Source organism: Dyadobacter koreensis, from assembly GCF_900108855.1.
GTDB lineage: Bacteria > Bacteroidota > Bacteroidia > Cytophagales > Spirosomataceae > Dyadobacter > Dyadobacter koreensis.
In genome coordinates this window covers 238919-264919 of the sequence record NZ_FNXY01000003.1, presented here as the reverse complement: position 1 = coordinate 264919, position 26001 = coordinate 238919, and the positions used below count along the sequence as shown (strand labels likewise).

The 26001-nt window shown below is 40.1% G+C and carries 20 protein-coding genes; 17 read left to right on the top strand and 3 right to left on the bottom strand.

The window, feature by feature from the left end; genetic code table 11:
• The first annotated feature begins 9 nt into the window (after positions 1 to 9).
• Genes BMY70_RS09820 through BMY70_RS09805 form a run of 4 tightly spaced genes read left to right on the top strand, consistent with a single transcriptional unit; the run spans position 10 to position 6829 of the window.
• Positions 10 to 3585 carry an acetate and sugar kinases/Hsc70/actin family protein gene (locus BMY70_RS09820; protein ID WP_143072077.1) on the top strand — a complete coding sequence of 1192 codons (3576 nt, stop codon included), beginning with the start codon at positions 10 to 12 and terminating at the stop codon, positions 3583 to 3585.
• A complete protein-coding gene (locus BMY70_RS09815) occupies positions 3585 to 4796 on the top strand; it encodes a hypothetical protein (protein WP_090335003.1) in 1212 nt (403 codons plus the stop codon). Before BMY70_RS09820 ends, BMY70_RS09815 begins: the two co-directional genes overlap by 1 nt.
• A gap of 18 nt (positions 4797 to 4814) precedes the next feature.
• A complete protein-coding gene (locus BMY70_RS09810) occupies positions 4815 to 6524 on the top strand; it encodes a hypothetical protein (RefSeq protein ID WP_090335002.1) in 1710 nt (569 codons plus the stop codon).
• Positions 6521 to 6829: a hypothetical protein gene (locus tag BMY70_RS09805; RefSeq protein WP_090335001.1), complete on the top strand. Its 309-nt coding sequence runs from the start codon at positions 6521 to 6523 to the stop codon at positions 6827 to 6829. The genes BMY70_RS09810 and BMY70_RS09805 overlap by 4 nt, the downstream gene beginning before the upstream one ends.
• A 182-nt stretch (positions 6830 to 7011) precedes the next feature.
• On the opposite strand, the gene BMY70_RS09800 is transcribed toward BMY70_RS09805, so the two are convergent.
• The gene (locus tag BMY70_RS09800) at positions 7012 to 7632 is read right to left on the bottom strand and encodes a hypothetical protein (RefSeq protein WP_090335000.1); all 621 of its coding nucleotides are present in this window, start codon (positions 7630 to 7632) and stop codon (positions 7012 to 7014) included.
• Positions 7633 to 7777: 145 nt separating this feature from the next.
• On the opposite strand from BMY70_RS09800, the gene BMY70_RS09795 reads away from it, so the two are divergent.
• The 7 genes from BMY70_RS09795 (at position 7778) to BMY70_RS09770 (ending at position 16838) form a co-directional block, all read left to right on the top strand.
• On the top strand, positions 7778 to 7957 hold the full coding sequence (locus BMY70_RS09795; protein WP_090334999.1) for a hypothetical protein: 180 nt from the start codon (positions 7778 to 7780) through the stop codon (positions 7955 to 7957).
• Between the two features lie 193 nt (positions 7958 to 8150).
• Positions 8151 to 8543, top strand: coding sequence for a hypothetical protein (locus tag BMY70_RS31265; protein ID WP_229209554.1), 393 nt, complete (start codon positions 8151 to 8153; stop codon positions 8541 to 8543).
• Positions 8544 to 8773: 230 nt separating this feature from the next.
• Positions 8774 to 10621: a malto-oligosyltrehalose trehalohydrolase gene (treZ, locus tag BMY70_RS09785; RefSeq protein ID WP_090334998.1), complete on the top strand. Its 1848-nt coding sequence runs from the start codon at positions 8774 to 8776 to the stop codon at positions 10619 to 10621.
• Positions 10614 to 14837, top strand: coding sequence for a malto-oligosyltrehalose synthase (gene treY, locus BMY70_RS09780; RefSeq protein WP_090334997.1), 4224 nt, complete (start codon positions 10614 to 10616; stop codon positions 14835 to 14837). Before treZ ends, treY begins: the two co-directional genes overlap by 8 nt.
• 30 nt (positions 14838 to 14867) lie before the next feature.
• Entirely contained in the window at positions 14868 to 16073 is a 1206-nt protein-coding gene (locus tag BMY70_RS09775) for a DUF748 domain-containing protein (RefSeq protein WP_090334996.1), read from the top strand.
• An 18-nt stretch (positions 16074 to 16091) separates the two neighbouring features.
• A complete protein-coding gene (locus BMY70_RS30850) occupies positions 16092 to 16265 on the top strand; it encodes a hypothetical protein (RefSeq protein WP_177196995.1) in 174 nt (57 codons plus the stop codon).
• 30 nt (positions 16266 to 16295) lie between these two features.
• Positions 16296 to 16838: a hypothetical protein gene (locus BMY70_RS09770; protein WP_090334995.1), complete on the top strand. Its 543-nt coding sequence runs from the start codon at positions 16296 to 16298 to the stop codon at positions 16836 to 16838.
• Positions 16839 to 16849: 11 nt separating this feature from the next.
• Here the strand turns inward: BMY70_RS09770 and BMY70_RS09765 are convergent, their stop codons facing one another.
• A complete protein-coding gene (locus BMY70_RS09765) occupies positions 16850 to 17782 on the bottom strand; it encodes a glycerophosphodiester phosphodiesterase family protein (RefSeq protein ID WP_090334994.1) in 933 nt (310 codons plus the stop codon).
• Positions 17783 to 18098: 316 nt separating this feature from the next.
• On the opposite strand from BMY70_RS09765, the gene BMY70_RS09760 reads away from it, so the two are divergent.
• Positions 18099 to 18794 (top strand): hypothetical protein, encoded by a 696-nt coding sequence (locus BMY70_RS09760; protein WP_090334993.1) that lies wholly within the window; start codon positions 18099 to 18101, stop codon positions 18792 to 18794.
• Positions 18795 to 18823: 29 nt separating this feature from the next.
• On the opposite strand, the gene BMY70_RS09755 is transcribed toward BMY70_RS09760, so the two are convergent.
• Positions 18824 to 21121, bottom strand: a complete 2298-nt coding sequence (locus BMY70_RS09755) for a GAF domain-containing protein (RefSeq protein ID WP_090334992.1) — start codon at positions 21119 to 21121, stop codon at positions 18824 to 18826.
• Positions 21122 to 21318: 197 nt separating this feature from the next.
• Between BMY70_RS09755 and BMY70_RS09750 the strand changes: the two genes are divergently transcribed.
• From BMY70_RS09750 to BMY70_RS09730, 5 genes are read left to right on the top strand one after another with little or no spacing between them, the layout of a single operon-like run.
• On the top strand, positions 21319 to 21828 hold the full coding sequence (locus BMY70_RS09750; RefSeq protein ID WP_090334991.1) for an RNA polymerase sigma factor: 510 nt from the start codon (positions 21319 to 21321) through the stop codon (positions 21826 to 21828).
• Positions 21829 to 21831: 3 nt separating this feature from the next.
• Entirely contained in the window at positions 21832 to 22407 is a 576-nt protein-coding gene (locus tag BMY70_RS09745; protein ID WP_090334990.1) for a hypothetical protein, read from the top strand.
• Between the two features lie 9 nt (positions 22408 to 22416).
• Positions 22417 to 23325, top strand: a complete 909-nt coding sequence (locus BMY70_RS09740; RefSeq protein ID WP_090334989.1) for a DUF4097 family beta strand repeat-containing protein — start codon at positions 22417 to 22419, stop codon at positions 23323 to 23325.
• 28 nt (positions 23326 to 23353) lie between these two features.
• A complete protein-coding gene (locus tag BMY70_RS09735) occupies positions 23354 to 24610 on the top strand; it encodes a hypothetical protein (protein ID WP_090334988.1) in 1257 nt (418 codons plus the stop codon).
• A 28-nt stretch (positions 24611 to 24638) separates the two neighbouring features.
• Positions 24639 to 25940 (top strand): hypothetical protein, encoded by a 1302-nt coding sequence (locus BMY70_RS09730; RefSeq protein ID WP_090334987.1) that lies wholly within the window; start codon positions 24639 to 24641, stop codon positions 25938 to 25940.
• Positions 25941 to 26001: the final 61 nt, after the last annotated feature.

Below are 26001 nucleotides of genomic sequence, written 5' to 3'. Positions count from 1 at the left end.
TTCAAAGCCATGTCTTCATACATTTTTAGAAAATATCCGGGTTATAATCCAAACGAAATACAAGACTGGAGCCAAAGCACGGGAATTGATCCTGCAAGTTTTGATCCTGATAATATAGCTTTTGGCAGAGGTGCCTCCAAGGCGGGAACTTCCATTCCGTCGCCCATGGCAAGACTTGAACTTTTTGATACTGCCTTTCAAATTGTCGCTTCGGACCGTGGAAATCTCGATGGAAATACCATTTATCATCAATTGGTGTCCGATTGTCTGGATGTTTTTCAGCTTTTGTTCAATGCCAAGAATTCTGAGATCGGACCGGGGAAGAAGATTTGGTTTAAGGAATGGAAAGTGCAGGAAAACATTGGCAGACTGAAAGAAAGAGGAAAAGATCATCCGCATAACTTGCTTGCCAAATCGCTTGAACAGATTTTCAATGACAGAGACAGCAGCAGATTTTCGGAAACAGACAGTCTGTTCCTGATTTTTTATGAGAATAAATTATTGGGCGGGACTTCACCGCTTTCTCTGTTTTTTACCACGCCAAACTGGGCAAGGTATATCAAAAACAATGATATCAAGACAGTTCCGCAGAGCGCTGACGGTAAATTATTTTTCAGTAATGATTACAGGCCGCTCTACAAAAGGGATCAGGAATTCATTGAATATATTTACAAACTTTCGCTTCAATTCAAACACGCATTTGCCAAAGCAGACGGGTTCCGGAAGTATCTTAATAAAACGGTAGACCGCTATTTTCCTGATTTCAGACATCAGTTCACTGACTATCAGCAGGCTGGAACAAGCCTGATGGATAATGAATACAGCAAAATTAAAACGAATGTAGACGGTAAGTTTCTGACTGTCAATGGACTTTTCTTTTTCCACCAAAAAGAGGAAAAGGAAAAAGAAAAAATTAAGTCTGTCAGCGACTTTATTATCCGCGCTACCGAATCAAAGTTTAAGGATCAATACAATGATAAAAACGAGCAGCAGCTTGTTGAGCCGCCATTGGTTTTGGTCGACGGGATGAATATTCCGGGGGACTATATGGAGAAAAATATTCCATGGAATTCATCAACCAGAGTTAAAGATTTTTATCACCGGGGCGTTCCTTTGTTTGAGAGGAAACTGCCGCAGGGAAATGCGCTGACGACGGTTACTTATCCATTCCTTACCATTGACGATTTTCTGGAAGATGCACTGGTAGAAATGCCGTTTAACATCAACAGAGGGAAATTTTATACTGGTTTTGGCGGAGATTTTAAGTATCTGTTACCTATCAGAAAAGAATATTTCAACTTCTTTAACCTGTCAGATTTAAAGAATAATCTGTCGGTTGAAGTGAACGACGGGCAGGTTACAGCGAATCTTAAAATTCCTGTAAAAAACAGAAAGGGAGTTTCTGAAATCGTTTTTTCAAGGAAGTATGAAAAGGGGAAATCCATTGTCGAGTACCGCTCGGATTTGGGGATTTTTCCTTTTTATCAGATAAACGATCCGGATCCGAGATTAAAAGAGCTGAACGATTATACCATTCTTTTAGCAGAGAGAAATGAAAGAATGGCGCTTAAAAAATTGGAGTTTTATTCTTTCAAAAACTTTGCTTCCGACACTACGAATCTTAATGCGACTGTGGATGAGCGCTCAACCTGGTCTGATATCAACGCAGGGAATTCTGGTTCAACGTCAAGGTTTTATAAAATTAAAGAAGCTTTTGATTATATCCAGTTGGCCTATACCGACCCAAACGGCATCGATTCCAGCGGGTTGATCATCCCGAATTTTGAAACAAAAACTTTCAATAAAGACAACCTGACCAAGGCATTTACTTTCGCCATAGATTTTGGTACATCGAACACACACATTGCTTACATGCAAAATGGCGAGGCATTGCCAAGGCCATTTGACATCGGTGAGCCGGACCAACAAATGGTACTGCTAAACGCGCCTGGAAGAAATGAATCGGGAGGAAATAAATTTGATTCCTACGGAAATTCCGGTTGGATGGATTTGACGTTAAGAAGGGAATTTTTGCCGCCACTTTTGGGACCGGGCCAAAACATTTCTTATCCCTTCAAAACGGCAACCTGCGAGATTGTTTCTTTTAACAATATTCAAAATAAATCGCTGTTCAGCCACATCAACATCGGTTATTATATTGATCAGGAAGAAGTTCAGGCGAGTAACGTGAATTACACGACCAATTTGAAATGGTTGCTGGAAAACGATAATAACGATTCCAATAAGAGCCGCGTAAGTGCTTTTTTAAAACAGCTTTTGCTTCAAATCAGGGCGAAAATAATTCTGAATTACGGTAATCCTGCTGACCTGAAAGTGGTATGGTCTGTTCCGCTAAGTATGGAACGTGGTATTAAATCAGAATTAAGAAAAGTGCTGGACGGCGCTTTTAAGGATGTGTTTAAAAATTCCGGGGCCAAATTGCTGGATCCAATTCCGGAGTCCGTTGCGCCTTATTTCTTCCTGACTAAATCTGACACGGATATTCAGGATACAGCCAATGTGATAAACGTGGATATTGGTGGCGGAACGACGGACGTGATGATGTTTATGGAATCGTCCGGTAACCGGGTGGATAAATATCTGACCACTTCTTTCCGTTTTGCTGGAAGTGATATCTGGGGGAATGGCTATCGTAATAAGCTGAAAGACAACGGTTTTATTCGGAATTACCTAAGTTATCAGAAGAAAAATTACATCAGTCCGAACGAGATAAAATATTTCAATAAAGTAAAGGATGATACCAATCTGAGCGCGGACGATCTGGTAAGTTTGCTTTTCCGATATGATGATTTCAAATTCAGTGATTCTATTACAATAGGAAATCCCGATCTGCTGATTATTCCTTATCTGCATTACAGCGCTATTATTTTCCATTTGGTGCAGTTGATCGAGATTAAGGATTATCCTTTGCCGAGATATTTGTCATTTACAGGGAAAGGAAGTCAGTATATCAAACTGCTTTGCGGCGGAGATGAACGCGATCTGGAAGATTTTACCCGTCTGCTCATCAATGCTTACACAACCAAAACGCTGCAATCCGGATTTAAAATTCATTTGAATACAAATCCAAAAGAGATCACGGCCAATGGTTCGATTCTGTATGCACTGGCTTCTGAGGATGAGAAGGAAAAGTATAGAAAAAACATGGATTTTATACATCCGGGTTTTGATCCTAAGACAAATTCTGAACTTGAATTAAAGCTTTCGACCGGTACAGGCAAATTTAACATTTCTGATACATTTGAAATTGACAGTCCACTGAATGTGGCGGTGCTGAACAATCTAAATGAGTTTTTAGAGAAAACGCTCAGTAATCCGGAAATCTCCCGGTTCCTGAAAGACTTTAAAATAAACGGTCTGAAAGAGTCGTTGCGGCTCCTGCAGTGGAATCATAATATTTTCAACGGGGAAGGTTTGATCTACGATAGTTACCGTAAGGTTTTGCAGGATCTGCATAAGCAGGAAGGTGAAAACGAAATTGCTGAATCACTGTTTTTCTTTGCTTTGAAAGATGCTTTATATCGTCTTTCAAAAAGTATAACGGAAATTAAACCAGTTGTTTAATGAAGAAGTGGGTGATTCTCTTTGTGCTTCTGGTTTTTCAAATTTCGGTAAAGGCTGAAAATGGAGCCGGTATGCAAATCAAAGAAGCCAAATTTCAGATTGTAAAAGCGACCATTGAATTTTTAGCTTCTGATAAAGAAACGTTTAGGGAGGTAAAGGAAAAGCAATGTGTGAATTGTAAAGGTTATGAAGATCTTTTAAAATTCGTTGAAAAAAATAAGATCAGAAAAGCGGATGCGCTTATCGGCGAATGGAAAAAAGTTTCTGTGGATACGTCTTTTTCTAATTGGGAAAAAAGTATAGAGAAATTTAAGAATCTTGTGGTCAATGATATCACATCCGGGATAAAGAGTAAGCGCAAGAAGCTTTCCGGTTATTCGAATTACGAAGGGAAACTTGAATCAATCATAGCAAATATTTCCATTTCTGAACCGATTGAAGATGTGCCCGATATTCAAAAAATAGAAGAAGCGCCAGAACCTGTTGTTGTACAAAAAGTAACGGAACCAGTTAAAATAATGTCAGAAAAATCTTCGGAAACAGCCAGCTTTTTTGCGTTTTTGCCAGACATTTCAAAAGATATGTCTTACACAATTATCCTGCTCCTTTTGCTTGGAATCCTGTTTTTGTTATGGATCCTTCGTAATAAAAGCGAGATCATAGAAAAGAATAGCAGGGAGTTAAAAGATCACCTGCACAGAAGCGGAAGCACGGAATGGCAATCTAAAAACATAAGCAATGAACTGAAAGCGGTTAAGCATAAACTTAAAGAAGCAGAAGCTGAAATTGCGATTCTTCGGGATAATGTCAGAGCTGAAATGGAAAGAAATGAAAGGCTTTCTGTTGTGACGGAAATTGAAAAACCGGTTGAACAAGTTGCAGAGCCTGTTTTGGAATCACCGATAAAATATGCAAGATATGCGGATCAGGGAGACGGATTTTCTGTTCAGGAATTATTGGAGGAAGAGGATAGTGAAACCATTTTTGAGCTGACAATTTTATCTCCAAATACTGCTTCTTTTAAAATATCGAACAACCAGAATGCGCAACGTTACGCGCTCTCAAACTCTCCTTACTTTCTTGGGAAAACAAGTCAGTATGATATATTTCCATCCGGTAACAGTTTGATTAATACGGATATACCTGGTGAATTAAAACTTCAAGGTAACAAGTGGCTGATTGTGAAGCCGGCCCAGATCAGTTTTAGTTAACGGAAATATTCGAAAATAATGGCGTCAATTGAAAGTCTGAAACAGCAGTTAAAAGATCTGCTGATATTAAATCATGGAGATATAAAGATTACCGAATATCCTAATCTGGTATACGAGGGAAGGGAACTTGATTTTAATCTCGGACAATTAAATCAGCTGATTCAACAGGTTTATTCAGAAATTGACTGGCGGCCGTATGAGATAATTAATACAAAACTTGAACTGGTTATTAGAAAAGGAATTTTGTCCACGGATCAGTTTGAAGAAATCGTTTCCTTGGTCGGCGACAGTATCAATAGAAATATTGTCGAGCAATACATAGTTGCGGAATTAACCAAAAGAAATTTTAAACCACGTGAGATCAATCACCCGGATCCGTTATCCATTCAGAATAAATGGATGACAGATGTGGTCTGGCCGGAATATAAAGAAAGTCTGATCGAAGTGGAGTGGCTTGGTGAAAAGGCCAGTTCTCTAAGCAAATTGGCTGATATCTCGTTCAATAATAGGGATGATGCGAAATATTTTTTAAGAAATGGAAATTACCTGCCTGGTCTGGTCACAGCCTTAACAAAAAGCGCGACAAGGGCGGATGAATTTGCCAGAATTATTGAGGAGGAATTTGATTCGGAAAAACGTTATTTACGTATTCTTTACAAGTTAAATCCACGTTTGCCGTTTCGGTTTGAGGATGAATTGTATTCAGATGTATCTGTTTTATTACAAAAAGCTTGTGACACTCCGCAAGGATATCATGCCTTATTGGAATCTTACAGAAAAGGGATACTTCAAATCTGGATTCAGGAAGCGGATCCGGTTGTTGCCTTAAATCTTTCAACACAATATGATCTGAACAGCTTTTTGAGATTTTTATACAAGACGGATTCGACGCTCCCATTTTATATAGAAAATCATCGGTTCTTAACGCCTGATGCACTGGCGGATTATGCAAAAAAAGACTTTTCTATCTGGCTGTCCGTGGCCGAATCCATGGCTGCTAAAAATATCCAGGAATGGTTTACGGGGATAGGGAAAGAAGATTGGAATGATCAGATCACCGACAGCTATGCCTTTCTTTCGCATGCCGGATATTATTCGGAACGTGAAATCAGGCTTGCAATGGTTCAGGCTTTGTTTCATATTATCAATCTGCTTTCGGATAAACCAAGGCTCAAAATTGATCAGGAAAAAGTGCAGCTTTTATCCGTAAATGGCGGCGCTGTTTTAAATCATCAAATCAGCATTAGTTTGAAAAATGAAGGATATGTCAAAGTAAAACTTTATTTCAAATTTCTCAAAGAAGGGATTTCGGTTAGTAAGGATATCCTGGAATTCAACAATCTGGAAGGCAAGTTGAGAGAGAACATTGACATTGTAATTGATACTTTTTTATTTCAAAAAGATCAGCTTTATAATCTGGAACTTGTAGTTTCTTCAGTATATGAAGACATTACTGTACCTGTTGAAATAAAAGTAATTTTCCCTAAGAAAGCATATATCACTAAGCTTGTTTTGTACGGATTTATGACTGCATGTTACTTCGGAGCTTTCAGATTTCTCCTTGGTGTTTTTTTAGATTATAAGGGTTGGCTGGTTCATAACCCTGAAATTGGGAACCCCGATGACGTGCTCGGTAATTCACCCCTGTTGTCATTTTTTCTATTCGCTATGTTTATTTTAGGAGGCGTGTTTTCTTTCAGTCTGGTTAAAAAATACGAGAAGATATGAAAGACGGGAAATCAGTATTCGTGGTATTGGCGCTGATCGTATTCGTGGTTTACGTGATGCGCAATTTTCTGGGTAAGCTGAGCGCATTTTTCTTTGTTCCAGTCGATAACTTGTTGTTCATCTCTCAAAGTATCCCGCCCGTTATAATGTGGATGATATTAGGGTTGCTCGTCGGACTTATCTACGGTTCCTTCGTTTCGATCAAGAAATTTAAGCTTGATTATAAGCTACTTGTGTATCCTGGTTTGGCTTTGCTCATTGGTGTGAGTTTGATTTTGATAGCGTCATTTATTGTGAAAAAATGAGTGACTACCGCAGATATAAGCAAAGCAATGCGGTGGAACGAAAGTCTACAAAAGAAGATGTGCACCTGGAAGTTGATCAAAACAGTGCTGATCGATCAGACAAGGGCAAACCTGGTCGATGTGGCCAGGGTAGCTAAAAGATAGAGCCTGCCAAAATACAAAAACAACAGCAAGACTATGTCTTAGCAGTTATTATCTTTTATCAAGCCGTCCGTTAGGCTCTCCCATTGAATTTTGGAAAATGCGAGAATTCCCACTGCTCCTGTCAGCATATTTCTGAGCTTGTCCAGAAAACCAAGATCGTCCGTGTTGGCTTTTGTATTCCGGTCATAAACAGCTGCGGTAACCTTTGTGTTTTCCCTAGTAATTGTAAATGTACTTGTAGTCTGTGGTGAGTAAAAATGAGCGATTTCCTGATCCATATTTTTGGGGTTTGACGCCGGACGAACTCTTATTCCTATACTTTCGATGTCTTCCAGCTGATATTCGCTTATTTTTTCAACAAGGACCCAATCGAAACCATTGCCGGTTTTAGTGCCGGGACCAGGGATATCAATCCGAAAATACATGCCTTCCTGAACAGGACCTGATACCTCATTACCGTTGGAATCTGTAAGGCTGAATTCTGCTATGGGTTGTTTGGAGATTTCCTTCCAGTTATTTACATCCAGCAATCTTTTTCGCGCCGCAATAAACAATGCTTTTGCAGCGGCGATATTATGCAGTTCCGCAACACGCTCAGCATTAATATTCCCCCCATCAAATTTTTCGGGAACTGTGCCGGTATAATCTTTCTCCTCCATGCCTTAAAAGTTTAGGCTTTACCCTGTTAAAAAGCTGTGCCACAAGTATTTTTGAAATGAATTGATTGCAAATCAATTAAGTGATTCAAAATTGTGCTGGCATTATTTTGATTTGTATTTGATAGATAAACTTTAATCAAAGAATATGAAACCATCAGATACTCCCGACAACGGTGCCTTAGTGAAGTTTAAGCGAATTGATGATGACCAGTGGAGAGACGGTGAGTTTGATCTCGAAAATCAAATGTATATCGAAATCTATTCTGCTGAATTAACTACCCACAACCGGAGCGATGTCGAAAAATGGGAATACGTCAAAGACTAAATACCCGGATAATCTGAAAATTTTTTATTCGTAATATCCGGTTTTAGCATTCTCCGGTTAGCATATTTATGTTGCCTTTTGGACCCGGTTCAGGTTAGGTAATCTTGTAAAATAAAATTTTGAAAAAATAGAATATACGTTTTTTTAAGGCATACTTTTTTTAATTATGTCTGCAAATCAAAACTTTAACGTCATGGCAACAGCAACAGTTAAACATACAAAACAGTCTTCTGAAACGGACAAACCTAAGGCTAAGGCTTCGGCTAAGAAAAGTACTACCAAGACCGGCGCGGCGAAGGATTCGGGCAGTGCGAAATCATTAACAACAACGGATCATAAGAAAATCCAGAAATGGGTTGAAGCGCGTGGAGGAAAACCTGCAACCGTTAAAGGAACGGAGGAGAAGGACGAAACGGGAATTCTGAGGATTGATTTTCCCGGATATTCCGGAAAAGATACGCTGGAAGAGATAAGTTGGGATGACTTTTTTGCCAAGTTCGATGAGAGCAATCTGGAATTCTTATATCAGGAAAAAACAGCCGACGGAAAGGAAAGCCGGTTTAGCAAATTTGTCTCAAAAAAATAGGATTGTGTAAGCCGGATAACTATCTGGCCTGAAAGATTGAGGCGGTTTTTCGATTCAAGTAGTGTGTGATTTCGTAGGTGGTTAACAGGAAAGCTGATTCAGCTTTCCTGTTTTTTATTAAAAACCTTATGTGACAACAATTAACACGGGATGATTAGCAGACTGGCACAGTAATTTATCAGGGAAGACTCGACTGAGACTCAGAAAAAATTCAGTCCTATATAAATCCTATGGAAGAAATTGATGTAGAAAAACGCAGATTAGGAGTAAATTTTAACAAAGAGGGGAAAGCCGAGATTGCCTTATGGGCGCCCAAGGTCGAATGTGCCGAGATATATTATGTTAATAAAGATAGAAGCGAGCCGCTCCGTGGTGACAGTTATGGATTATGGACATTAACAACAGAAACCTTAAAGCCTGGCGATCTTTACTTCTACCAGCTCGACGGAAAAGTTCAGTTTCCTGATCCGGCTTCTTTATCACAGCCTGACGGTGTGCACGGGGCTTCGCAGGCATACGACATTCTGGATTTTGGCTGGACCGATGACAAATGGAGAAATTTTCCGCTTAAAGATTATATATTTTACGAACTGCATACAGGTACTTTTACGCAGGAAGGGACATTTGCAGAGATTGAGAAAAAGCTGGATTATTTGATCGATCTGGGCATCACAGCCATCGAGATTATGCCTGTTGCTCAATTTTCCGGAGACCGAAACTGGGGATATGATGGTGTTTTCCCTTTTTGTGTTCAGAATTCCTACGGCGGTGCAAAGGGTCTGCAGATGCTGGTTGATACCTGCCATAACAAAGGTCTGGCCGTCGTTCTTGACGTGGTTTTTAATCACGTTGGTCCGGAAGGAAATCATTTTGAGAACTTTGGGCATTATTTTACCGATAAATACCATACGCCATGGGGAAACGCGATCAATTTTGACGATGCCTGGTGTGATTATGTAAGGAAGTTTTTTATCGAAAATACGCTTATGTGGTTTCGTGATTTTCATATTGACGGACTACGGATGGACGCAGTTCATGCGATAAAAGATTTTAGTCCGGTTCATATTTTACAGGAAATCAAGCAGCATGTTGACGTCCTGATCCGCGAAACCGGGCGGAATCATTATCTTATCGCTGAGCTTGACCTCAATGATACAAGGTATATTAATCCTATCAACAAGGGTGGCTTCGGGCTGGACGCGCAATGGATTGACGAGTTTCATCATGCGTTACGTGTGAGTTCCGGTCAACCAAAAACCGGATATTACTCAGATTTCGAAAGCGTAGTCTCGCTGGCAAAATCGTATGAAGATGCTTACGTATATGATGGTTCGTATTCAGATCACCGTAAGAAAAAATTCGGAGTAAAGGCAGCGGAAAATCCAGGACAGCAGTTTATTGTTTTTTCCCAGAATCACGATCATGTGGGTAATCGGATGTTAGGCGAAAGAACGAGTGTTTTGGTGAGTTTTGAAATGCAGAAATTGCTTGCAGGAGCGGTTCTTGTCAGCCCATATCTGCCCATGCTGTTTATGGGCGAGGAATATGGTGAGAGTAACCCGTTTCAGTACTTTGTCAGCCATACCGATCCTGAACTTGCCGAGGCAGTGCGGAAAGGCCGAAAGAAAGAATTTGAAGCATTCCATATAGAAGGTGATGCGCCAGACCCGATGTCAGAGGAAACTTTTGAAAATTCAAAACTGCAATGGGACTTAATCGGGCAGGAGCCGCATAAAACGATGCTCAGTTATTATAAAAAATTAATCACTATCAGAAAGGAGCACGCGGCTCTGCATATTTTGAACCGGAAAGATGTCTCTGTCGAATATACGGCTGATCAGGGTGTGATTGTTTTACAAAGACAACATAAAATTCAACATACAATCTGTATGATGAATTTTTCAAAAGAACCGCAACAGGTTAAAGTTCCGGTTTTTGCAACGACTTGGCACAAATTACTCGCTTCATCTGACCTGAAATGGAAAGGTACAGAAGATTTGCCAAGAACTATTTCAGAAGAAATTTCCCTGGTTTTACCTCCAGAATCTTTTACCCTTTACAGCAACGAGCATGAATAATCCAATCGCTACATATCGATTACAGTTTCATAAAGATTTTACGTTTAACGACCTGGAAAAACTGATTCCATATCTAAAAAAACTGGGAGTAAGTACCATTTACGCATCACCAGTTTTCAGATCGACGGCTGGCAGCATGCACGGATATGACGGTGTAAATCCAAATAAAATTGATCCTGAAATTGGCAATTTAGACATGTTGAAGTCAATCAGTGAGCAATTAAAGCAACAACAAATGGGATGGCTTCAAGACATTGTACCTAACCATATGGCTTTCCACTCAGAAAATCCATGGCTAATGGATATGCTCGAAAAGGGCACAAAATCCATGTATTCTACGTTTTTTGACGTAGCTTGGAACAGCAGGTTGTTTCAGGGAAAGCTAATGGTGCCCTTTTTGGGATCGGATCTGGAAGAACTGATAAGGGATGGAAAAGTGAAATTGAAATACGATTCAAACCGTCTGGTGATCAAGTATGAAGACTCGGTTTTTCCTGTTAATCCCAGGTCTTATCTGAAAATATTATCTTCGGAACCGGTTTCTAAAAGCCAGGCCGTTGAACAGATTATTTCTCAAATTCAGGAAGCAAAGGAAATCGAAGATTCGTACTTATTTTCGCAGCGATGGAATGAAATTCTTCTACAGCTAAAATCACTGCTGACTGACGGGAACGTCAAACTCTGGCTTGATGAAAAATTAGCCGAAATCAATAATGATGAGTCGAAGCTTTTGGATCTTGTGGACAACCAGACCTATGCTTTATGTCATTGGCAAAAAACCGAACAGCAAATAAATTTTCGCCGTTTCTTTACCGTTAATGGCCTGATCTGCCTAAATATCCAGAATGAAGAAGTTTTTCAGGAATACCATCAATTAACTAAGACACTGATCGAAGAAGGAATTTTTCAGGGGATACGTATCGATCATATCGACGGATTGTATGACCCAGACCTTTATCTTGAACAAATCAGGGAACTGACGGGAGATGAAACTTATGTCGTCGTTGAAAAAATTCTAGGTCAGGATGAAGAGATGCCCCGCCAATGGCCGATTCAGGGAACTACCGGTTATGAATTTCTGGCGACAGTCAACAATGTCCTCACGAAGGCTTCGGCAGAAAAACAGTTCACAGATTTTTATCACGAGTTAACCTTTGAGCAGGAGTCGGCGCAAACGCAACTTTTAGAGAAGAAAGCATATATTCTTTACGAGCATATGGGTGGTGAGCTCGAAAATCTTTATCAGCTATTCGTTGAATTAAATTTAACGGAACAGGAGCGTATAGAAAAACTGGGCAAAGAAAATATAAAAAATGCGATAGGTGAATTTCTGATTCACTGTTCTGTCTACCGTTATTATGGTTCTTTACCTTTCGAAGACGACGAGAAGTCAGCTTTAAAAAATATTTTTACGGAAGTAAAAGCGATTCATCCTCAACTTTCTGATGCCATTGAGTTATTGGAATCTTGTTTCTTTTCTGTTTCGGAGAGCGACGTAGAAGATTACAATCAACGATTAGCGGAATTTTATCATAGATGTATGCAGTTCACCGGTCCGATTATGGCGAAGGGTGGGGAAGATACGTTGATGTATACCTATAACCGCTTTATCGGTCACAGCGATGTGGGTGATTCTCCTGAAAGTTTTGGAATTTCTGTGGAGGCTTTTCATAAAAAAATGAAATACCGGAAAAAGCACTGGCCGTTGTCTTTGAATACAACATCTACGCACGACACGAAGAGGGGAGAGGATGTGCGTGCCCGCCTGAACGTTTTGACGGACCTCAGTGAAGAATGGTTTGCGAATGTCAGGGAATGGCAAAAAATAAATGCTTCGCTGAAAGAAGCGCCTTCGACGCCGGATATCAATGACGAATATTTTATCTATCAAAACCTTCTCGGAGCGTATCCGATGCCTGGTGAAGGTGAAGACGATTTTGGAAGCCGCTTCGAAGAATATCTTCAAAAAGCGTTTCGGGAAGCTAAGGTGAAAACGAACTACACTGAACCAAACGAGGAATATGAAGCCGGGGTCAGGACTTTTACAAAAAACCTGTTAAATAAACAGAATCCATTTTGGGGGAAATTTTCAGCGTTCCAGGGGAAAATATCTGATTATGGAATTATCAATTCTTTAAGTCAGCTTTTATTGAAATTCACATGCCCGGGTATCCCAGATGTATATCAGGGGTGTGAAATGTGGGATTTAAGCTTGGTTGATCCTGATAACCGCCGGAAAGTTGATTTTACAAAAAGATCCGAAGCGTTGAAAAGTTTTGACGACTATGAAGATCAGGATAGATTATTGGAAAAGCTCTGGGAAAACAGAAATAATGGAGCAGTCAAACTGTGGTTGACTCATCAGCTTTTCGATTTACGCAGGAACAATAGCGCACTTTTTGCAGAGGGAAAATATACACCCTTAAAAGTTGAAGGTGTTTACAAAAATAACCTTCTGGCTTTTACAAGGTCTTATAAACAATCGGTTATTGTTACGGTTGTACCGTTGAACACTGCTTCGCTTTGTAAGGAACAAAATAAAGATTTCTTCGAACTTGATTGGGGAAATACACGTGTCATTTTGCCCGAAGGGCTCAATAGCGAATGGGAAAATCTGGTGTCAGGAAATCAGCAAGAATTTCAGCATAAAATTGCACTGGGGAATTTATTTACAAATCTGCCAGTTGGGATATTAAAAGGCACAAAAGTGGATAAGAAGCGGAATGCGGGTATTTTAATCCATATTTCCTCTTTACCTTCTCCTTTCGGAATAGGTGATATGGGTCCCGAGGCATATGCATTCGCCGACTTTTTACATCGGAGTAATCAAAAAGTGTGGCAGTTGCTTCCCTTGAACCCGACGGAATCTTCGCAGGGGAATTCGCCTTACAGCGCCCTTTCAAGCCGTGCCGGAAACCCGATACTAATCAGTCCGGAAGTGCTAGCCAGAGATGGATTGCTACCAGATGTTGATCTTTCTGGTTATCATCTGGCGACGACAGATAAGGCAGATTACAGTTCAGCAGAAAGGATCAAAATGGAACTGCTGCATAAGGCATATGCCGTTTTTAATGAGGGGAAAGATTCATCTTTCGTAGATGAATTTGATAAATTCTGTGAAGAAAACGAAGAATGGCTGAATGACTTCTCGCTTTATATGGTGATACGAAATCATCACGACGGAAAGCCCTGGATCGAGTGGGAGGACGAGTATAAACTTCGGGATACTGAAACACTGGGAAACTTGACAAAAACGGATGCGGAAAAAATTCGTTTTGTGAAATGGGTGCAGTATATTTTTGATAAGCAATGGAAGTCGCTACGGAAATATTGTAATGAGAGCGACATCGAATTTCTGGGAGATCTTCCCTTTTATGTAAGTTATAATTCGGCTGACGTCTGGGCACACAGAGATTTATTCTTGTTGGACGATCATGGAAAAATAACCGGCGTGGCCGGTGTGCCTCCTGATGCTTTTTCAGAAAGCGGACAACTATGGGGTATGCCTGTTTTTGACTGGGATGCGCTAAAAAAACAACGTTATCAATGGTGGATCGATAGATTGAAAAAGAATATTGAACTTTTTGATGTCGTGCGTCTGGATCATTTTCGTGCCTTTGCAGATTACTGGGTCGTTCCGGGTGGTGAAAAGACAGCTGAAAACGGAGAGTGGAAATTAGGTCCCGGCGATAAGTTTTTCGAGATACTACAAAATGCTCTTGGAAGTCTGCCTTTTGTAGCAGAAGATCTGGGCGAGAGCAGCCCGGCAGTTTATGAGCTACGCGACAAACTGCATCTTCCTGGCATGAAAGTGTTGCAGTTTGCATTTGAGGAGAATATGCCGCAATCAGAATATATTCCTCATCGCTATAAAGAGAATTTTATCGCTTATACTGGCACGCATGACAACAATACAATCAGGGGATGGTTTAGGCAAGATATTGATGATGAGACCAAAACCAGGCTCGAAAGTTATGTGGGGATGCCATTAAAGGAAGAAAATATTTACGCTGTTATGGCAAGACTTGCTTATGCATCGGTGGCGAAAACGGCGATCTTGCCCATTCAGGATGTATTGAATTTAGATGAAAGCAGCAAAATGAATAGTCCTGGTTCAGGAGATGATAATTGGCTCTGGCGGCTTGTACCCGGGCAAATTACGACTGAAAATGAATCCTTTTTGAAACAATTAACGATTTTATTCGACCGGGATTAGCGGTTAAAATTACCACGAAACGAACAGACTATGGAAACGCGTAAGCCAAGGCATCGCAAGCGAAAAGCATTTTATTTCTTTGTTGGGTTCATCGTATTGATCGTGATTGCTAGGCTTGTGTTGCCTTATGTGGTTCTTCATCTGGTAAACAAAAACCTGGCGACTATGAAAGGTTACTATGGCCATGTTAAAGATATTGACCTGTCGATCATTCGCGGCGCGTACAAGGTTGACAGTATTTATCTGGATAAAAGAGATACGGTGACTAATAAGCAAACGCCTTTTTTCGCGGCTTCGGTTATTGATCTGTCTGTTGAATGGAAATCTTTGTTCAAAGGATCCATTGTGGGAGAAGTTGCTTTGAAGGAACCCACGATCCGTTTTACAAAAGACAAGGTAGAGCCGAAGGATGTTGCAAAAGACTCCTCGGCATTGAAAGAGCTGCTGGATGATTTTATGCCGCTTCGAATCAACCGTTGTGAGATTATTAACGGGAAAGTGCAATATATCGACGAGTCGACGAAGCCGAAAGTTGATCTCCAGATGACCGAACTTCACATCCTGGCTCAGAACCTTACAAACAGCTATGATTCGACGGTTGTCTTACCTGCTACAATCGATGCATCGGCGAATTTATATGAGGGAACTTTAACTTTCGATGCAAAGGCGAATCCATTGGCCGTTTCGCCGACCTTTGATATGAGTGCCGAGCTGAAAAATACAAACATGGTCAAACTGAATGATTTTTTTCAGGCTTATGCCAAAATTGACGTGAATAAAGGAACGTTTGGTTTGTATACAGAAGTTGCAGCAAAGGAGAAGAAGTTTGCGGGTTATTTAAAGCCGATCATCAAAGATCTTGATGTGTTGGGAAAGGAGGACAGAAAAGATAATCTGCTTCAAAAATTGTGGGAAGGCGCAGCAGGAACAGTAGCTGAGATCTTTGAAAATCAGCCGAAAGATCAGCTTGCGACGAAAATCCCATTCAAGGGAGATCTTGCCGATCCTCAGACAAATGTCTGGTACGCTTTGTCGAATGTGTTGCAAAACGCGTTTATACATGCGCTGCAACCGGCGATTGATAATGAAATTTCGATTGGGTCGGTTAAAGTCGGAAAAGACGAAAACAAGACTTTCCTGCAAAAGATCTTCTCGAAAAATGATAGTAAGGACAAAGCCGGCAAAGACAAAAAAGACAAGGATAAAGAAGGTAAGAAAAAAGATAGTAATAAATAACATAAAACCAAACGAATTATGAGCAGTCCAAAATTTGAAGAAGGAACCTGGGTGAAGGAAAAAACCGGAACCACTGGAATGACCGTGATCAGCAACATAGACGGAGAAGTACGCTGTAAATTTGATGACGAAAATGGTGAGCCGACAGAAAATACTTTTCGGGAAGAAGATCTTGTTCCGTTGAATGATTAAATCAATAAATTACAGAAAAAATAAACATCGATGGCAAATTCTGGTTTTTCGGCAGGTTCTCTTGGGACAGTCTCAGCGGTATTTTTCAATAAGATAGATGCTGATAACGCTTACAATGCGCTGATCAGACGCGGACATACGCCTGATGACATCTCAGTTTTGATGTCGGATGAGACACTGAGCAAACATGAAAACGAAGTGGTTCAGACTTCCGATGATGTCGAAAAACCGGAATCGGCCGTCGAAAAAGCGACGGACGCAATCGCAGATGCCATTATTTCGATCACCTCTATGATCTCGTTGCCCGGGCTTGGTATTGCGATTTCCAAAACACTATTTAAAAAAATAACGATTACGAAACCCGGAGAGGTAAAAGAGGAGATTGATAAGGAAAAAGCCTCAAAATTAATGGAGGATCATACCGATTCTTATGGTGACAGTATGAAGGAAGGCGGAATAATTGTGAGCGTCGATCCGCGAAGTTTCGAGGAAAAGAAAGCGATTGTTAAAGATTTTCATGACAATAATGGGCATGATATTCTTGGAGACGACGGCTACACCGAACTCGACTAAAAGTCAGAAACTTACTTTCTGCCAAAGAATTTTTGTTTGGATTTACCCGCTTTTTGGAAATCACGAATTGCTTCCGCAGCCTCAATCGGCATATCGGTTTCGAGAATGGATGCTCCGTCTTTTGCAATGGAAACATATGCCCCTTTTCTTTCTTCCGGATCTTTTAGTTTGTCATATGAAGATGCCGAAGAAATCATGCACATAGTTCCTTTTTTATGCAGAAGCCGATATAATTCCAGGTTTTCAGGTTTGACCAGCGGGCCGATATAGGCTATTAACTGAGAAAATGGGATTCCTGAATTTTCGTAGTCCTCAAACTCTTTTTTGTTTCTGATAAAAGCTGAAAACATCCGGTCTTTATTATCTGCCAGATAAAATTTTGCCTCCGAAGAACTGTGAACAGTCAGCATCATGAAGGCATCCGCATTGTGTTTTCGAAGCAAATCTGCCGTCATTTGAAGTGGAACATCTTTATGGTCCAGATTTAGTACTGTCTTTCCGCGCGCCCAATCAATGGTTTCTGTGAGCGTTGGAATAGAATATTTTGTAACATTTCCCTCAGCATCTTTCAGACGAAACTGATTCAATTCCTCAAAAGTATAATCTGACAACTTTCCTTTTCCGGTAGTGGTTCTGTCCAGAGTTGCGTCATGAAGCAACACGATCACGCTATCCTTAGTCAAACGCGGATCAATCTCGAAAAACGCCGGCGTATGTCTGAGTGTATTTTCAAATGTCGCGATGGAGTTTTCTGGGAAACCCGGAACCATACCTCCACGATGCCCGGAAATCAAAATAATATCATTACCTGTATATCTGAAAAGGTCATGTAAATCCTTAGGCGATTTCAGCTTCAAAACATTCATTTTCTCCTGTGCTTTGACAGAACAAACGGAAGATAGAAGGACAAATAAAGCAGTAAGTCTGATCATTTTGGCTTTCATTGCTAATATCAATTATTACGGTCTGATAAAGACGCAATATTACGATAATACTGAGACGTGTGGTGTTAATAAATTGTGATGTATCGTATAGAAATGACGTATACCGACGACCTGATTTTTAAACATTTTATCGAACCGGTTTTAATTAATAAGTATTTAAAAAATAATTTTATTTCCTGCAAATAGAGTATAACAAATTAAAAATGACATCCTTATAGCAGATCATTAAAATTGCATTGAAGTAAGAAAAAATAATAGCTAGCGTGCATTTTGCTTTTGAATTCCAACGAGTCTATCAAATCTAAACAGCCTGGGCATGAAAAAGACACCTGTTCTACTATTGTTGGTTATAGCCTTTTTACAACCTGATTTTATTGTCGCGAAGGCAAAGCATAATTGCCCTGAGCTTAGTCATTCAGCAGAAGGGAAGTACCAGTTTGATGAATTTAAGGATGGAAAAGTGCATTTTAAGAACGGAAAGTTCACGAAGGCTAAATTGAATTACAATTACCTTCTCGGCGCGATTGAATTCATCTCTAATGGAAAGGATACGCTCATTATAACCAACAAGTCGCGTGTAGACTACATCGCTCTTAATGAAAGTATTTTTTATTCACAGGAAGGTCAAGGTGATATGGAATTGGTGGCGGAATTTGGGACGGTATTACTAGCAAAAAAGACGCATTTGGTAATAAAAGGCAGTAAAGCAAATTCATCAGAGCAAAAATATATTTCGAATCCTGAAAGTGTTACACCGACTTCGTTATTGATCTCTAATCAGACAGGAGAGTTTCGCTGGCAAAATACGACCGCAAAACCAGAATATAAATACAAAACTGATTATTTTCTCATTGATCAGAACCGATTATTTCATCTTGCAAAAAAATCCAACTTTATGAAAATTTACGGGAAACACAGAAGCGCGCTGTCGGATTATTTTCGGAAAAATGATGTGGACTTTAATAATCAGGATGCGCTGAGATCGCTTCTCAGATATTGTAGTTCGCTTTGATTATCTAAAACAGACAAACTTGTTCATTTTTATTGATGGAAAAGTTTTATCCGCAAAGCTTTAAGACCGGAAATACCTTGTAAATCTTCAATCTCAAATTTTTCTATTACATCTTCCAGCAAATTTTCTGCCTGGAGTAGCTTAATATATCCGACATACTCTTCCTTATGACTATCGTTGGAGTAAACAATCGTGACATGACCTACCTGTGTGATACGCTCGTTTGTACCCAGGATGCATGCTTTATCGATTCGTTTTTTTACTATTTCAAATCGTGTGTTATAGCTTCCGTGTACGTCGAAGCGTTTTTCATCCATTCGGAATCGAATGTCAATCGTTGAATGGTAGACTAAAACCAGTGTCGTTACGTCTAGTGGATAGGGCAAATAAGGTTTAATGTGCGAATGGGCGATTTCCATTTCGCAAAGGACGCGAAGCTGCCACAAACGGATCGCATAAAGCTTATCTAGGTGAAACGCTATTTTTGGGGCAATCGATTGTCCGATGTAAAGATTATGTTCTACACCGTCTGTCTTAAATCTTTCATAGTAATGTGGATAAACAGACTGCGCGTCTGTTTGTCTTTTGTCAAGAATAGCTGCAACCTTGTTATTGATTTTGGAAATTGTCATTTCATATTTTCTGCGCGCAATATGAAAATCTCCGTTTTCTTTGTGGGTTTGGGCAAAGTAATTTTGAATCAGTGGTGCCAGTTCAGGATGAGATATTTTATACAGTTTGAGATGGATATCACCTTCAAGATAGCTGTTTATGTATTGTTCAGTACTTGCCTTCACAGAGAGTGCCAATTCGGCAAGATAACTAGTTATTCGCTCGGTTTCCGCCTGGAATAATCCGGCCGTTTCGTTATGATTATCAAATTCCTGCAAAAGCAGCAGTAAGGATTTTAAGTGATATTTCAGATCTTTCTGAACACTTGAATTGCGTGCTTCGGAAGAGCCCTTGATATCGATTTGACCATATAATGGAAAAACATCAGGGAAAGTAATTTCCTTCAGATCGTATTCTTCTCCAACTTGCCGGTGGTCGATCAGTTGCTGTGCTTCTGAATGAAACTTCCATAGAACACTTTCGTGAATGGAAGTGTATTTATCCTGAATAACTGCCTGAACCTGATTTTGAAGCTCATAAGCCAATCTTTCGATGCTGTCAACAAGAAAAGGCATGACGATTTCAAGCTTTTTGACATTGACACTATGCAATTCTTTTTTCCGGTGTGATACAACTTCCAGTATACCAAATAATCGGCCGTTTTTGGCTATCGGAGCCAGAATGAAACTCTGTATATTTTGGGATAAAAAATTGATGGCTAAGGGACTTTCAGGATTGTTTGCCAGAAAATCTTCGGTGTCGGAAACTGCAAAATCCTGTTGTTTTACAATCAGCATCTCCTTCGATTTGTCACAAAGCATCTTCCTGACATCGGTGGATTTATTGTGTTGTAAAATAAAACTCGGCATCTGCTGACCAAATGTGTCCGGGCTCAGTTTATCTTCTTCATGATTGAAAACAGTAAAACCAACCTGAATTCCAGGTATTTGATAAATGGACTGGAAAATGGATTCTATGCTCTTCCGAAAACCGGCTGCGTTAATCGCGAGCAATTTTTCTTTGAGCAGGGAAACAGCACTTTCGATTGTAGCATCAAACAATGTCATGATGGAAAAACCTTTTAGCAGCCAGCTGTCTTTCGGAAATTTCGATTTCCACAAATCCAGATTGTCATAGCTATCCATCAGCAAATCGATATCCTCCTGCGTAATAGGAAGTGATCTTTCAGTTGGCATAATTTCCAGGAAATCAGCATTGTACAGTATCCTGTAATGTTTTATTATTCCTTTCGCGGTAGGAATATCATAAAAAAATGGCCGGTTGAAATCAAGACTTGCCCCGTAATGCTCATACAATATCATACAGCAGCTGATGACGTAGAATTGGTGTTCATCAAAATCCCGTATGAGGACATTAAAATCAGGTCCCGCAGCTTTTAAAATATTTTTAAACCGCTGCGTGTGGTTGAATACCATCTGTGCATAAGGGATATTAACCGCTTTTATCTCATTTAATGTAAGATCTTTGGCGAAATAGGGAGCAAGCAGTCGGGCAATAATATCTTCGAGCTCATTAATCTGGGACATATCCGTAATTCCATTTCTTAACTCCGGATATTGCAGAACTTCATCCAGCAAAGCCTGGTCGCGAGCCCGATATTCATTTGTCGAATCAGCAGCTGATTTTTCAAGTTTTTCGATAACCTGGTCAAAGCAAAGCTGAAGTTTAAATGGAGTTTCGAGTGAAAGGTTCATGGCAGTGATATTATCTTACCGGTAAAAGTATACCTTAATTTGTCCGGCATGATAAAATTAAATATTTACCCGAACTTATAAAAGTGTATCCGGATACACAAAATTTCATTTTAGCAGTTCTGAAAAAAATATTTTGGCACTATACAACCATTTGGTATGCTGCCTGCCTCTTTAAAACAAATACTTAAAAACTCCCTATGACGACGGAGGCAGAATTGATTACTGGTTGCCTGTTACATGATCGGATTGCCCAGCGGCGTTTGTACGACCGTTATAAAAACGCTATGTACACACTTGCTTACCGCATCACGGGGGATTATGATGACGCAAACGATGTATTGCAGGATGCTTTTCTGGAAGTTTTTAAACACCTCGACCAGTTCAGAGGAGATGCGACGCTGGGCGCCTGGATCAAGCAGATTGTCATAAGAAAGTCGACGAAAAAGAAAAAGATTGTCATCTGGCAAAACATCGAAGAAGAGAGTTGCGAAAATATAGACTGGGCGGAAGTTGATATGAATGTGGCCCATCTTCAAACGGCGATCTTATCGCTCTCCGACGGGTTTCGGGCCATTTTTGTGCTGGCTGAAATTGAAGGATATACACACCGCGAAATCGCCGCGATGCTGAATATTTCGGAAGGCACTTCTAAGTCACAGCTTTTTCATGCAAAAAGAAAGTTACGAAGCATGCTAACATCGAAATAACTTATGGAAAAGAATATTAACATATTAAAAGAAATGCTCGCAAAACTTCCGTCTTCGGGCCCGTCAGATTTTGTCTGGACGGAAATTGACCGGAAGCTCAATGAATTTCCATTGAAAAATGCTTTGGGGCAGCTGCCGGAATTCGAACCGGATGAATTTGTTTGGGAAAGTATTGAAAATAAAGCTTCACGTTCAAAATTGAAAAATACGAACTGGTGGTTTGCAGCCGCCGTATTGCTCGTTGCAGGCATCGGCGGACTGTGGATATCCCGGGAAAATTCGGCCCCTGGTATTGCCTTTTCGCAGGAGTTGATCGACAAGCGGCTGCAACCTCAGAACGAGCAGATTACTGATGAACAATATGCAAAATTGAAAGCCTATTGTGAAGCTGAGACGACGGTATGCAGTAATCAGAACTTTAGGCGGCTGCAGCATGAATATGAGACGCTTCAGACAGCCGCAGAGCAATTGCAGCAAGCCATGGGAGAATATAATACGGAGCCCGAATTGGTGCGTCAGTTCAGTGTTGTAGAGCGGGAAAAAGCGGAAGTTTTGAATGAAATGGCTAAAATGATTTAACTCGGTATCATGAAATTATATAACAATATTTTTCGAAAACTGACGGTTCTTGTACTCCTCTTTTATTGGGTTGCTGTCAACGGTTTTCAATCAGTTTATAGCCAGAGTATATTGCAGGTGGCGACTAAATCGATTGAAAAAACCGTGACAGCACGCACTATACGCACACTTTACATTAATGCAGAAAAAGCAGATATTGAACTTATCTCCTGGGATAAAGCGGAAATTACCGTTTTGATGGAGCTTTCGGCCAGGCATCCTGATAAACGCACGGCCGCCTCGGATCTTGGTAAAGTTCAATATGTAGCAGAGCGCAGCGGAAAGGATTACTTTCTGAGAAATTACATTTTACTTCGGGAAGGAGAAAGTAAGCCTTCGTCAAATCTGAAAGCGCGTTATACCATTCACCTTCCTTCTAATTGTTCGGTTGATCTGAAAAATACTTTTGGAACCATTCAGATGAAAGGGCTGACAAATAATTTAAAACTGAGTGCAGATTTTTGCACGACCTCGCTTGCAAATATTAAAGGAAAGGGACTTCTGGAAACAACTTTTGGAGAACTTAGAGCCATCGAAATTTCAGGAACTTTTTCTTTTACCAGTGATCATACCAATCTGCAACTGGAAAACATCGCCGGGGCTATTCGCATGAGTACTCTTTATGGAAATGTTGAAATCGTTCCATCCGCCGGGTTGACAAGCCTTTCGATCCAGTCAAAAAAGGCAGTAGTCACCATGATTACGAAAAACTGGCAGCACTTTGACTACGATATCAACAGCGCATACACGACAATGAAACTACCCAACGGGTTCAAATGGAAACGAAATACGCCGGATTTTAAGGATGCATTTTTTTCCAGAAATCAATTGGCGAATGTGCAGATCAGCACCGAATTTGGCAACCTGACAATCAGATAAGTCTCTCGCTTACCCTCAACAATTGGCCATGAAAAGAATTATCCTCTTTTTGATTTCATTATTTTTAGTTAAATCAGCATTAGGACAAGACTCAACAAAGATCATTTTTACAGAGGAACCGGATACGCTTGTAAATCAGCGTTTTATTGACCGCTATGACAATGTTTTCATGACGAAGGTGCCGACGCGGCATATGTTTAAGATTGGGATTTCGCAGTATTATCAGGCTATTCCTTTCACACTGCATGATGACTTTTTGTGGAATAACACTTCACTACAAGTGGGGTATGAGTTTAAATTTTTACCGGCTTTTTCCGTAGCAATTTCCGGGCACATCCCATTTTATGGTAAGGAAATTCCGTTCAGACGAGCTTGGGGAAACAGTGTCATCGATGCACAATTGCGATGGTTTTTTAACATGCGCAATAGAATTCAAGTTGGGAAAAGTGCAAACAATTTTAGTGGAAATTATCTTGCTTTAAATTATACACTGCCCAGTACTATTCAAGACAATCCTACAATAGGAATAAAATTAGGATTTCAAAGACGGTTTCTTAATAATGGATTCATGGACTTTGCGATTGCATTGCAACAGGAAGTGCCTTGGTTTCATTATGGGATTCTTGATAACTGGGCGTTTTCGTCCCAGGCCAATTTTGGGTTTGCCTTTGGAGATTGGAAAAAGGCTGACAAGACTCCGCTTTGCGATCTGTTACTGTGTGATGAATTTGTTGTCGACCAGTTAAAAATAAAATTGCCAGAGCTAACTTTTGGTTACAATTTAAATAGGATAAGACTTGGTGTTGCCTACGAGCGTAAGATTAAAACTTCCCCGTTTTCTTTAAACGTTCAATTCGATATCGGTCTGAGCAAGGGTTATAATTATATGAAAATGGAGAAAATCCGCTATCCGGATTTTTACGGTACTTTCGATAGGTTCCTTTCAAAAGAAATGTCAATGATAATTGCAGCTCAGCCCCGGTATTATTTTCTTCAAAACAGGCAACGGTTGCGGGCAAGAGGTGGAAATGGACTGTCCGGTGTGTACGCTGGAATAAACACGGAATATAACTTCTACTCAGGCAGGCATAATGAGATCTTTAAGCGAGACAAGGTTATTCAACGAAAGGTTATTAGTTATGGTCCTTTAGCCGGTTTCCAGCAAAGACTTTTTGAGCATGGGTATGTAGATTTAAATATTTCTTATAATGTTCATAATGAAGTGAATAAGAATGAGCGTTCGTTGGGTTTTCGCGGCAATTTGGGACTTGGATTTGCATTTTAACAACATTTAAAAATATCGACGTGATCCAATGAAAAAGATAGTAGCCCTGATTTTTTTTAGTTTGCTTATAAACATATCCTTCGCGCAGGATACCACGAGAATATTCTTTAAAGAGGAAAGTGATACGCTTGTAAAACAACGGTTTATTGACAGGTATGAGAACGTTTTCATGACGAAGGTGCCTACACGGCATATGCTGAAAGTTGGTTTATCACAATACTATCAGGCGGTACCTTATCCATTGACCGATGATAAGACATTGAATAACTTGTCGCTTCACGTCGGTTATGAGGTTAAATTTCTTCCCGCATTTTCATTGGCATTATCAGGTCATTTCCCCTTGTATGGAGTTCACAGACCCGTTAAAGAGTCTATTCAAAATACTGTATTAGACGCGCAGCTGCGTTGGTTTGTCAATATGCGTAAAAGAATCAAATTGGGAAAAAGTGCGAATAATTTCAGCGGCAACTATATGGCCCTCTTTTACAATATTCCAGGAACACTCAATAATGATCCCAAGGCAGGACTTAAACTTGGGTTTCAAAGAAGGTTCTTGAATCATGGATTCATGGACTTTTCATTTGCTGTATTCAAACCCGTCTCTGATTACTACAATTATGGGTTTGGAACCCTTGGGTTGCAATTTTCAACGCAAGCCAGCTTTGGCTTTGCTATTGGAGATTGGAAGAAATCAGCTACCGCACCTTTTTGTGATATCCTGTTCTGTGACGAATTCCAAGGGCAACAATGGAAAATCCGGCTTCCTGAAATTACTGTTGGCTATTACCTGAACAGGATCAGAGCAGGTGTGGCCTTCGAGCGAAAGATCAAAACCTCTCCCTGGACTATCAATGCGCAGTTGGATGCCGCAATGAACAATGGTTTCAATTATATCAGATATGATCACGATGTCACAATAGGATATAATGAAACTGATCAACTAATTACAATGACAGTACCTTACGCTAATGTCTACTCGCGAGAAAAGATTTTAATTCTTTCTGTACAGCCAAGATATTATTTTTTACAAAAACGGCAGAGGCAAAAAGGTAAGGGAGGAAATGGACTTTCAGGTTGGTATACCGGATTAAATACCGAATATAGCTATTATAAGGGCAAACATAGCGGCTGGCAGATTCCAGGGGAAGACTTAAAAAGCGAAACAAACATAATCCAGGCGGGTCCATTGTTAGGCTTCCAGCTTCGCGTATTTCGGCGCGGATATCTGGACATAAATACTTCCTACAACTTCAAAGACCAATTGAAAAGTACAGAAACCTCTTTCGGTTTTAGAACAAATATTGGCATCGGATTAGCACTTGGACGGTAATAATAAGATAACTCAATTAAATTAAAGTAATGGTGAAGCAGCTGAATTGCGAAACTGGCAT